The sequence below is a fragment of the Polaromonas sp. P3_C2 genome, assembly GCF_056402675.1.
In genome coordinates, this window is the sequence record NZ_JBFUGX010000065.1 from 1 (window position 1) to 10410 (window position 10410).

Below are 10410 nucleotides of genomic sequence, written 5' to 3' on the forward strand. Positions count from 1 at the left end.
CTACAAGCGCGATCAGGTCGAGAAAACCCTGGACCTCACGACCAATGCCTTCGTGAAGCTGGCCGACCTGATGAACAATCTCGTCATTGATCGCAACCGCGCGCTGCAGGAAGTCGACGCCGAGTACTCCACCACCACCGAGCTGGCCGATATCCTGCAGCGCGACGCCGACGTCCCTTTCCGTGTCGGCCACCATTTCGCCTCGGATCTGGTCAACTACGGCCGCGCCAACAAGCTCAAACCCGCCGAAATCCCCTTTGACGTCGTCAAGCAACTGTATGCCGAGGCGGTAAAAGCCTTTAGCTTCCCGCAGACTGAATTCCCGCTGACGCAGGAGCGCTATCGAACGTCGTTGACCGCGCAGAACATGCTGGCCTCGAGCAAAGGCCTGGGTGGCCCGCAGCGCACGGAGACGGTCAGGATGCTGGTGGCCGAGAAGAGCCGGTTAGAGCAGGACGCCGCCTGGCTCAAGGCGCAGCAGGACAAGCTCGCGCGTGCCCAGTACAACCTGGACCGCACCTTTTCCGGGCTGGTCCAATGAGTTTCACGGCGGYAGCGGCGATACTGGCGCTGTCGGCCTGACGGGGCCATCGACAAGGGCACCATGGCTGACGATACTTTTTCGCTGGAGAACTTCGAATACCTGTGCTACTCCCGCCAGCAGGAGCCGGCTGCGCGAGAGCTGGTCAAGCTGCTGCTGCTCATAGACAGGAACTACGGCAACCTGGACGGCAACTTCGCGCTCAGCCTGTCGACCGCCATAGGTGCGCAGGAGCGTGACGCGCACGGCCTGACCCGCCTCACCAGCGCCATCTCGGCCCTGTTTTCCGATCCGACCTTTCATGTCTCGCCCGGCGGCTTCGGCCAGCTCATCAACTTCCAGCGCTGGTTGTCGGCGCTGTTCGCCGCCAGCGCCTTTGTCCATTGCGACCACATCCTGAGGTCGCTCAACTATCTGGGTTCCGGCGCGCCGGAGTTCCACGTAAGCGAGCGGGACCTCGTGAAGTTCTGCATCCTGTATTCGCCCGAATCGGAAATCCCGCTGGATGTGGAATTGCTGTGGCGCCAGAACAAAAAGCTGGCTGCCGCGCTGTTCGTGGCCCTGTTGTCGCCGCGCTTCCTCGGCTCGCCAGCCGCGCATTCCAAGCGGGAGGCGCTGCTGGCCTGGCTGCCTGCCCACCTCGAAGAAATCGAAAGCCTGGACACCMTGCCGGTAGGCATCCTGCATGACGTGTACATGCACTGCAGCTACGCCGACCTGGCCGACCGCCATGAGATCAAGCGCCCCATCAACCGGCTGGTTCGCAAGAAGCTCGAGGCGCTGGGCCTGGGGCGCGCTGCGCCCGCGCTCGCGCTCGCCGCGCAAAGTGCGGACAAGCCCATCATGCTGGTACTGCTCGAGTGGTTCTCCGGCGGGCATTCGATTTACCGCACGCATTCCCGGACTTTGGAGGCCGCGCGCAGGCATTTTCGCCTGGTGGCCATTGCTTACCCCTGCAACATCGACGAACTGGGCCGGGCGGTGTTTGACGAGGTGATTGATTTCGCTGCGCCCAATGACATGATCGCCTGTCTGCGCCAGCTGCACGCGCTGGCCGGCTCCCTCAGGCCTGCCGTGTTTTACATGCCCAGCGTCGGCATGTTTCCCATCACCATGTTCGCGGCCAATCAGCGCCTGGCGCCCGTGCAGGTGGCCGCGCTGGGCCATCCCGCCACCACGCATTCCGACCGTATCGATTACATCAGCGTGGAAGAAGACTTTGTCGGCGACCCCGCCTGCTTCAGCGAAACCCTGTTGCGCTTGCCAAAGGACGGGCAGCCTTRCCGCCCGTCGGCCATCGAAGTCTCGCTGGCACGGCCACAACGGCAGGACTCGGTGGTCGTCAACATCGCCGTGGCCGCGACCACCATGAAGATCAATCCGAAATTCCTGGTGACCTGCCAGAAAATACGCGCGGGCTCACGCAAGCAGATACGGTTTCATTTCCTGATTGGACAGGCAACCGGCCTGATCTATCCGCAAGTGCGAAGGGTGATTCGCCGCTACCTGCCGGACGCCGAAATCTACGCGCACCAGCCCTACCCGGATTACCTCGCCATCTTCAATCGCTGCGACATGTTTCTGAGCCCCTTTCCTTTCGGCAATACCAACGGCATCACCGACGCGGTGACGGTCGGCCTGCCCGGCGTGTGCAAGACGGGGCCTGAGGTGTTCGAGCACATTGATGAAGCGCTGTTCCGGCGCTTGGGCCTGCCCGACTGGAGCATTGTCGCCAGTGTGGAGGACTATGTCGCCGCCGCCATCCGCATGGCCGACGACTATGCGGAGCGGGCCGCGCTATACCGCAGGCTGGAGCGGTCCGAGAGCCTGAACGCCCTGTTCGAAGGCCGCGCGGAATGCCTGGGCGAACGCCTGTATCAGATCTGGTCGGCGACGGCGGGCGAGGAGGGGTCCCTGCCCGACAGAGCCTGATGCATGGCTTGGCGGTCCAGCGCTTTTTCCCAGGCGCACACAACGACGCAGGCCACACAATTGCCGAGCATGTTGGTGAGGGAGCGGCATTTCATCAAACGCTCTATGCCCAGCAACAAGACTATGCCCGCGACCGGAATGAGATTCTGGCTGGCCAACGTCGCTGTCAGCGCGACGAAGGCCGAACCGGCGACGCTGGCGGCGCTCTTGGAAGTCAGCATCGCGATGCCCAGCAGTGACAGCAGCGGCCAGAAACCCAGTTCGACATGCGCCACCTGCGCCAGGAAGATCGCCGCCATGGCGATATAGATGTTGCTGCCGTTCAGGTTGAAACTGAAGCCGGTCGGCAGCATCAAGCGCACCACCGATTTGGCGCAGCCCATTCTTTCCATTTTTCCGACCAAGCCTGGCAAAGCGGCTATCGATGAAGCGGTGAAGAAGACCAGCAGCAGCTCTTCCTTCACATAGGCGACCAGGCGAAAGATGTTGCAACCAGCGGCGCGCGCCAGTAGACCCATCACGACGCAGACAAACAGGATGCTGACGAGATAAATCGCGCCGAGAAACTGCAGCAGCGGTAGCACCGAAGATGTCCCGTAACGGCCTATCATGAAGGCCACAGCACCGAAGGCAGCAAGTGGCGCCAGCTTCAGGACCATGCCGACCATGCCCTGCAACACCTGTTGCGTCGCTTCGATGAGCTCCAGCAGGCTGCGGCCGCGTTCACCCGCGCGCGTCAGTGCAATGCCCGACAGGAGCGCCAGCAGCAGGATCTGCAGGTTGTTGTTGCCGGTGAAGGCGCTGGCAAATGTCGGGGGGATGATGTTGAGCAAAAAGTCGGTCGTACTTTCCGTGGCCGGCGCAGGTGCAACGCGCTGTGCGATGTCAGCCGTAAAACCCGGCGCGAAACCCTTCCCGGGCGCCAGCTGCAAGGCGCCCAGCATGCCCGCCAGCAGCGAGATCAAGGTCATGGCCTCGAAGTAGATGATGGCCTTGATGCCCACCTGCGTGGCCTGCAGCCGGTTGCGCATGCTGGCGATACCGGACACCACCAGGCAAAAGATCAGCACGCCGATCAGCATGCCGATCAGGCGCAGAAAGCCGTCGCTTAGGGGCTTCATCAGCGCGCCGGCTGAGGGGAAAAAATTCCCCAACAGCATGCCGGCGGCAAAGGCGAGAGCCATCTGTGCAATGGGATGGCAAAGTATTTTTCTAATTCTGATCATCTATCGCCCAGTCTACGGGCGGCTTGGCTACCGTAGCCCGGGAGCCGCGCCATACGGTTGTTTTTTGCGGATGGACGGCGCGTGTAAAGACGCGAAGGCGTCACGCGCCGTCGAGGGCATATGCATAAAATCCGGAAATAAGACCTCCAATACCTAAAAAAGATGGGCCGACGCCATGGAGCTGAGACACCTGCGCTATTTCCTGATGGTTGCCGAGGAGCAGCATTTCACGCGTGCCGCCGAGCGCTTGAACATGCAGCAGCCGCCCTTGAGCCACCAGATCCGGCTGCTGGAGGAAGAGCTGGGTTTCGAATTGTTCCGCCGCCACCCCAAGGGCGCTGCGCTGACGGCCGGGGGCGCCGTATTTGTGCAGGAAGCCCAGGCCATCCTGCGCAGTGTTGAGCAGGCATCGGCGCGCGCGGCGCGCGCCGCACAGGGCTTTGAAGGCACGCTGGCCATCGGCTTTACCAGTTCGGCCGCTGCCCATCCCCTTATTCCGGGGATTATCCGGGCCTACCGCAGCGCTTATCCCGGTGTGCATCTGGATTTGAGGGAAGCCAATGCGGCCGAGCTGACCGAGGGCATAGACAGGGGCAAGGTCAATGTCGCGATTTTGCGCACGCCCGTAAGCCATCCGCGTGGCGTGAGCTTTTTTTCCTTGCTCGAAGAGGAGATGCTGCTGATTCTGCCGGTGGGTCACGCGCTGGTGGCGGGCGCCGCCAAGGGCAAGATGCCGGCCATTGATCTGAAATCCCTGGCTGATGAGCAGTTCATTCTGGTGCGCAGACACGGCGCACCGGGCATGTATTCGGATCTGATCGAAGCCTGTGAACAGGCGGGCTTCACGCTCAGGATCGCCTTGGAGGTGGAGCGCATGCTGACCAATATCAGCCTGGTCGCGGCGGGCGCGGGCGTTTCCGTGGTTCCCGCATCCATGAAGGATTTTCACCGTGAGAGCGTGGTGTACTGCCGTATCACCAATGCCAGGCCCGCGCTGGTGGCACCTATCACGCTGGTGAGCCGGGAAGACAGTAATTCGCCGGCCGAAAAGAATTTCCTGGATCTGGCCAAAATTTTTGCGCGGCAGCACAAAGCCTGAGTGCGCGCGGGTGCATGGACACCAAACACCTCGGCCCCCAGGCGGGCTCAGTACAAAACGAGTCGGCGAGTTTGCTTGAGGCCTGGTCCAATCCGTTGAATCCCGGCTTCGAGCCGTTGCCCTGCATCATGGGCGCCAGAAACAACGACAGCGGCAGTCCGGGCGCCTTCAGCGGGTGCGGCATGATGCAACAATCCGTGATTCGGCCCGCGCAGGGAAGATCGGTTGGGCAGGTGTCACGGGGAACGTTCTGGCCGCGATTGAGTCCCAAGTCTCGTAATCAATTAAATTTCAGGCAGGAGTAACCGTGAGGGCATTTAAATTAGTTTCCGGTCTTGTTGTCGCGGTGCTGTGTGCCGCCGGCTGCGCGTTGACAGCGATAAAGCCCGGCATGACCCGCGAGAACGTCATCGCGCTTCGCGGAACGCCGTCCCGGGTGGTGCCGCTGGATGCGGGAACCCGGCTGCAGTATTCGGGCCAGCCGCTTGGTCAGTTCGCCACGATGGTAGATCTGGATGCCGCCGGCAGGGTCATCAGCGTCCGCGAGGTCCTGACGCCAGCAGAGTTTTCAAGAATCCAGCCGGGCAAGTGGATGCGCTCGGATATGGAACGCGAATTTGGCCGGCCAGCAAAGATTGACCGTGTAGCGTCATGGTCCGGCGACATCATGACTTACCGCTGGCGAGACAGTGATCAGCCCATGTTTTTCTGGGCTTATCTGGACGGCAACAACGTGGTGCAACGCATCGGGCAGGGCATGGAATTTCCCATGCGAGTCAATGATCGTTAAAAGGCGTATTGCACGCTAGTCGGGTGTTGCGGAGCGGCCGATATCCGGCCACCGGTGATGCAGATACACCCAGGCAACCAACCCGATGCACATCATCCCGAGCGAGACTGCCGCCAATGCCCGGGTGGAGTGCATTGTGAGCGGGGCGATGACACCGGCAACAATGCCGTTGGCGGTTGAGCCCACGAAGGCCTGAAGGGAAGAAGCCATGCCGCGCCGTTCAGGATAAAGGTCCAGCACCAGCAGCGTGACAACCGGCACCATCAGTGCCCAGCCGAATGCAAACACTGCGATCGGAAAGAGGGACCAYGAAGCATGCGGGGCGAACAGCATGTTGGCAATCAGGTTAAGCACCGAGGTGACCAGCATGATGACAAAGCCGTGCCGTATTTGCTGCTTGGGGGCGATTTTTCCTGCCAGGCGGCCGCTCAGCCACGCGCCGGACATGATGCCGGAGATTGTCAGGATGAAAAACCAGAAAAATTCGGTAGGCTGCAGTGCCAGGTGTTCCCCCAAAAAAGCGGGCGCTGACAGCACATACAAAAACATGCCGTTGAATGGCACGCCGCTGGCCAGCGCCAGCAATAAAAAGCGGGGGCTGGAACCCAACTGCCAGTAGCCCCGCATCAGATGCCTGACTTCAAACGGCTGGCGTTCCAGCGGCGGAAGTGTCTCGGGCAAGAACCGGAAGTTGGTAGCCCACAGGATCACACCCACTCCCGTCAGAAACCAGAAGATGCTGTGCCAGCCCAGATGCACAAAAAGCCAGCCGCCGACGATGGGCGCAAGGGCTGGGGCCACTCCGAAATAGATGGTGACCTGGCTCATGACCTGTTGGGCCTGAGCCGGCGGGTACATGTCGCGTATGACGGCGCGCGACACCACAATGCCCGCACCTGTCGACAAGCCCTGCATGGCCCGGAAAAAAACCAGCTGCCCGATGCTTTGCGAAAGCGCGCAACCGGCCGACGCCAGAGTGAATAGCGCGATTCCCCACAACACCACCGGCCGACGGCCAAAACTGTCGGYCAGCGCACCGTGAAACAAGTTCATGAAAGCAAAACCGAACAGGTAGGCCGACAGCGTCTGTTGCATTTCTACCGGTGATGCTCCCAGCGACTGCGCCATGCCGGAAAAGGCGGGAATGTAGGTGTCGATGGAAAACGGACCGAGCATCCCGAGCACAGCCAACAAGGCGGCAAGCGCCCAGCGTGGTGCGTGCCAGAGTTCGTCGGCGTTGGGGTTCATTCTTTTTTCAGCTTGAGTGCGGTGTCATAGAGCTCGTTACGTCCCACGCCGGTGATTTCTGCCGCGACTTTTACAGCAGTCTTGAGCGGCAACTCCGCCAGCAACAACTGCAGCACCCGTGTGCCATCTTCGGGGTTATCCGCAGCGGCGCAAGGATGCAGTACCAGTGCAAATTCACCGCGCGTACGCTGGGCGCCAGCGGCCAGCCAGCCGGAAAAATCCTGCGCCGGCACGGTCGCAATTTCCTCAAATTGCTTGGTCAGCTCACGGCCAACGGTGACCAGGCGGCCTTGCAGCACCGCCAGTGCTTTCGCAAGCGCCTCGATGCGGTGTGGCGCCTCCAGAATCACGATGGCCCGGGCATCGGTTTGCAGCTGCTGGATGGCCTGGTCGCGTTCACCGGCCTTGCTCGGCAGGAAACCGGCGAATACGAACCCGGTGTCACCGCCCGGGCTGCTCAGCCCGGCCACGCTGAGCACCGCAGTGACGCTGCTGGCACCCGGCAGGGGCATGATGGCCAGTCCAGCGGCACGAACGGCGGCGACCAGGCGGGCGCCGGGATCGCTCACGGCCGGCGTGCCGGCGTCGCTGATATAGGCCACGCGCTCACCCCGCTGCAGGCGTTCGATCACCAGACCTGCGGCCTCAGCTTCATTGTGTTCGTGCACCGCCAGCAGGGGTTTGTCGATGCCGTACTGCCGCAGCAGGGGTTGAGAATGCCGCTTGTCTTCGCAGGCTATGGCGTCTACCAGCTGCAGTACTTGCAGGGCGCGCAGGCTGATGTCGGCCAGGTTCCCGATCGGGGTCGCCACCACATAGAGCGCACTTTCCGGATAATGCTGCATGCCTGCTGCGGCGCGTGCCGCATTCAGTGCCAGGTCGAAGGAAGCGTTCAATGTGGTTTTCCAGAAAACAGGTTGCCGGGACGGCGTCAAAAGCGACGGCCCTTCAGGCCCCAGCCTCGCCTGGGCAGGTTACCACCAAGTCGAGGGGTGATGCTGCGGAAGCTGCCGCGCGCGCCTACCTCGCCAAGGCCGGACTGGTGTTGGTCGATACCAATTATCGGACGCCGGGCCGCGGCGGCGGCGAGATCGACCTGGTCATGCGCGCACCTGACGGTACTCTGGTGTTTGTGGAAGTGCGCCAGCGCACGGGCGTCTCGCACGGCGGCGCCGGCGCCAGCATCAGCCCGGCCAAGCAACAGCGAATCATCTTTGCCGCGAGGCACTATCTCATGCGTTTCGCCAGCCCACCGCCTTGTCGATTCGACGTGGTCCTGGTCAACGGGCCGCAGGACGACGGGGCGGCCCCTGACATTGAATGGCTGCCCGGGGCTTTCGACGCGTCCTGAACGCCGGGAATGGCGGAATTTGTAACCATCCATTGCCAGCCTGCGCAAACCCCTCCGGGACCGGCGGAGCAGTCCGACCCGCTATCATTGACCCCATGCTTGAACAACGTATCGAACAGCAGTTCATTGACAGTGCCGACCTGAAATACCAGGCGGCACAGGTCCTGTCCAAACCGATTGCGGCCGCCGTGCAGGCCATCCTGGCCAGCGTCACCAGTGGCGGCAAAGTCCTGGCCTGCGGCAATGGTGGCTCGGCAGCGGATGCCCAGCACTTCGCTGCGGAGTTTGTGGGGCGCTATGAGCGCGAGCGGCCGGAGCTGGGTGCGATTGCGCTGACGACCGACAGCTCCATCCTCACCGCCATTGCCAACGACTACGACTTCACGGTCATCTTCTCGAAGCAAGTGCGTGCCCTGGGCGGCGCCGGCGACGTATTGCTGGCCATCAGCACCAGCGGCAATTCGGCCAATGTGCTGGCCGCCATCGAAGCCGCCCATGAGCGCGAGATGACCGTGGTGGCGCTGACGGGGCGCGGGGGCGGCAAGATGACCCATGCCCTGCGCGAAACCGATGTGCATATCTGCGTGCCGCATGAGCGGACCGCGCGTATCCAGGAAGTGCACCTTCTTGTCCTCCATTGCATTTGCGATGGTGTGGACACCCAGTTACTTGGCGATCAGGAGACCTCTGTATGACATATGCCCCGTTGAAACGACTCACTCTGGCCGTTGGTACGTCGGTCTTGCTTGGCAGTGCCCTGACAGCCTGCTTTCCTTTGGTGGTAGGTGGCATGGCCGGGGGGGCGCTTGTTGCCACCGACCGCCGCACGTCGGGTGCGCAGCTGGAAGACGAGGGCATTGAATTGCGGGCGGCCAGCCGGATTCGCAGCAACGTGGGCGACCGTGTGCATGTCAACTTGACCAGCTACAACCGCCAGGTGTTGCTGACGGGTGAAGTGCCCAGCGCGCAAGACAAGCAGCTGGTCGAGCAGATCGTTTCGCGTGTGGAGAATGTGACCTCGGTGGTCAATGAACTGGCCGTGATGGGCAACGCCACCCTGACACAGCGCTCGTCCGACACCCTCGTCACCGGCCGTGTCAAGGCGATGCTGGTGGATGCCCGTGACCTGTCGTTGAACGCCTTCAAGGTGGTGACCGAGCGTGGTACGACCTACCTGATGGGGCGTGTTACACAGCGCGAGGCGGATCGCGCCACCGAAGTGGTCCGCTCCACTCCGGGTGTGCAAAAAGTCATCCGCATGTTTGAAATCATCAGCGAGGAAGAGCTGGCACGCATGCTGCCGTCAAAACCCGTCGAGCCACCCGCAGGCGCCAAACCCGCCGGGAGTTGACGTTAGTTAGGGGCGGGCAGTGCTGGCCTCGGCAGCATTGCCGCTCTGCTTTCCACCCGATTTTTCCGGTTGGCCCAGTTTCTATTTCAGGCGCTTGATCAGGCTCGATGTGTCCCAGCGCTGGCCGCCCATGGCTTGTACGTCGGCATAAAACTGGTCGACCAGGGCCGTCACAGGCAGGCGCGCACCGTTGCGCTTGGCTTCGTCCAGTACCAGGCCCAGGTCCTTGCGCATCCAGTCCACGGCAAACCCGAAGTCAAACTTGTCGGCCACCATGGTTTTGCCGCGGTTGTCGAGCTGCCAGCTTTGCGCTGCGCCCTTGCCAATCACGTCCAGGACCTGGTTGACATCCAGACCGGCCTTCTGGCCAAACGCCACCGCTTCGCTCAGGCCCTGTACCAGGCCAGCAATGCAAATCTGGTTGACCATCTTGGTAAGTTGCCCCGCGCCGCTTGGGCCCATCAGCGTGAAGGCTTTTGAAAAAGCCATGCCCACTGGTTTCACGGCCTCAAATGCTGCGGCGTCTCCGCCGCACATCACTGTGAGCGCGCCATTTTGCGCACCAGCCTGGCCACCCGAGACGGGTGCATCTATGAAGTGCAGGTCGATCTTGGAGGCCGCGGCGGAGAGTTCACGCGCCACATCGGCCGAGGCCGTGGTGTGGTCCACGAAGATGGCGCCCGGTTTCATGCCGGCCAGCGCTCCATCGTTACCCAGTACCACGCTGCGCAGGTCGGCATCATTGCCCACGCAACAGAAAATGACGTCTGCGCCTGCAGCCGCCTCGCGCGGTGTGGCGGCTGCACGGCCCTTGAACTCGCTCGTCCAGGAGGCAGCCTTGGCGGCGCTGCGGTTGTAGACCGTGACGTCGT

At 62.1% G+C, this 10410-nt stretch carries 10 protein-coding genes and 1 pseudogene; 7 read left to right on the forward strand and 4 right to left on the reverse strand.

Going from position 1 to position 10410, the window contains the following annotated elements; genetic code table 11:
• Window positions 1–541: pseudogene (locus AC1DWI_RS04775) on the forward strand (argininosuccinate lyase); the annotation flags it as partial.
• Between the two features lie 63 nt (window positions 542–604).
• Window positions 605–2473: a peptide transporter gene (locus AC1DWI_RS04780; protein ID WP_477724455.1), complete on the forward strand. Its 1869-nt coding sequence runs from the start codon at window positions 605–607 to the stop codon at window positions 2471–2473.
• Here the strand turns inward: AC1DWI_RS04780 and AC1DWI_RS04785 are convergent.
• On the reverse strand, window positions 2419–3657 hold the full coding sequence (locus AC1DWI_RS04785; protein WP_477668836.1) for a cation:dicarboxylate symporter family transporter: 1239 nt from the start codon (window positions 3655–3657) through the stop codon (window positions 2419–2421). The genes AC1DWI_RS04780 and AC1DWI_RS04785 overlap by 55 nt on opposite strands.
• A 217-nt stretch (window positions 3658–3874) precedes the next feature.
• Here AC1DWI_RS04785 and AC1DWI_RS04790 point away from each other — a divergent pair, with 217 nt between their 5' ends.
• Both AC1DWI_RS04790 and AC1DWI_RS04795 read left to right on the forward strand, forming a co-directional pair.
• On the forward strand, window positions 3875–4798 hold the full coding sequence (locus AC1DWI_RS04790; protein WP_477668835.1) for a LysR substrate-binding domain-containing protein: 924 nt from the start codon (window positions 3875–3877) through the stop codon (window positions 4796–4798).
• A gap of 307 nt (window positions 4799–5105) precedes the next feature.
• Window positions 5106–5588: a hypothetical protein gene (locus AC1DWI_RS04795; protein WP_477668834.1), complete on the forward strand. Its 483-nt coding sequence runs from the start codon at window positions 5106–5108 to the stop codon at window positions 5586–5588.
• 15 nt (window positions 5589–5603) lie between these two features.
• On the opposite strand, the gene AC1DWI_RS04800 is transcribed toward AC1DWI_RS04795, so the two are convergent.
• Together AC1DWI_RS04800 and rsmI are read right to left on the reverse strand one after the other, a co-directional pair.
• Window positions 5604–6836 (reverse strand): multidrug effflux MFS transporter, encoded by a 1233-nt coding sequence (locus AC1DWI_RS04800; protein ID WP_477724456.1) that lies wholly within the window; start codon window positions 6834–6836, stop codon window positions 5604–5606.
• The gene (gene rsmI / locus AC1DWI_RS04805; protein ID WP_477668936.1) at window positions 6833–7681 is read right to left on the reverse strand and encodes a 16S rRNA (cytidine(1402)-2'-O)-methyltransferase; all 849 of its coding nucleotides are present in this window, start codon (window positions 7679–7681) and stop codon (window positions 6833–6835) included. Before rsmI ends, AC1DWI_RS04800 begins: the two co-directional genes overlap by 4 nt.
• A gap of 50 nt (window positions 7682–7731) precedes the next feature.
• Here rsmI and AC1DWI_RS04810 point away from each other — a divergent pair, with 50 nt between their 5' ends.
• From AC1DWI_RS04810 to AC1DWI_RS04820, 3 genes are all read left to right on the forward strand, one after another.
• Window positions 7732–8187, forward strand: a complete 456-nt coding sequence (locus tag AC1DWI_RS04810; protein WP_477668832.1) for a YraN family protein — start codon at window positions 7732–7734, stop codon at window positions 8185–8187.
• 95 nt (window positions 8188–8282) lie between these two features.
• Window positions 8283–8882: a phosphoheptose isomerase gene (locus tag AC1DWI_RS04815; protein WP_431098788.1), complete on the forward strand. Its 600-nt coding sequence runs from the start codon at window positions 8283–8285 to the stop codon at window positions 8880–8882.
• Window positions 8879–9538: a BON domain-containing protein gene (locus tag AC1DWI_RS04820; protein ID WP_477668831.1), complete on the forward strand. Its 660-nt coding sequence runs from the start codon at window positions 8879–8881 to the stop codon at window positions 9536–9538. Before AC1DWI_RS04815 ends, AC1DWI_RS04820 begins: the two co-directional genes overlap by 4 nt.
• A gap of 81 nt (window positions 9539–9619) precedes the next feature.
• Here AC1DWI_RS04820 and AC1DWI_RS04825 read toward each other — a convergent pair.
• Window positions 9620–10410, reverse strand: a 791-nt coding sequence (locus AC1DWI_RS04825) for an NAD(P)-dependent oxidoreductase (protein ID WP_477724457.1), incomplete at its 5' end; no start/stop codon positions are given.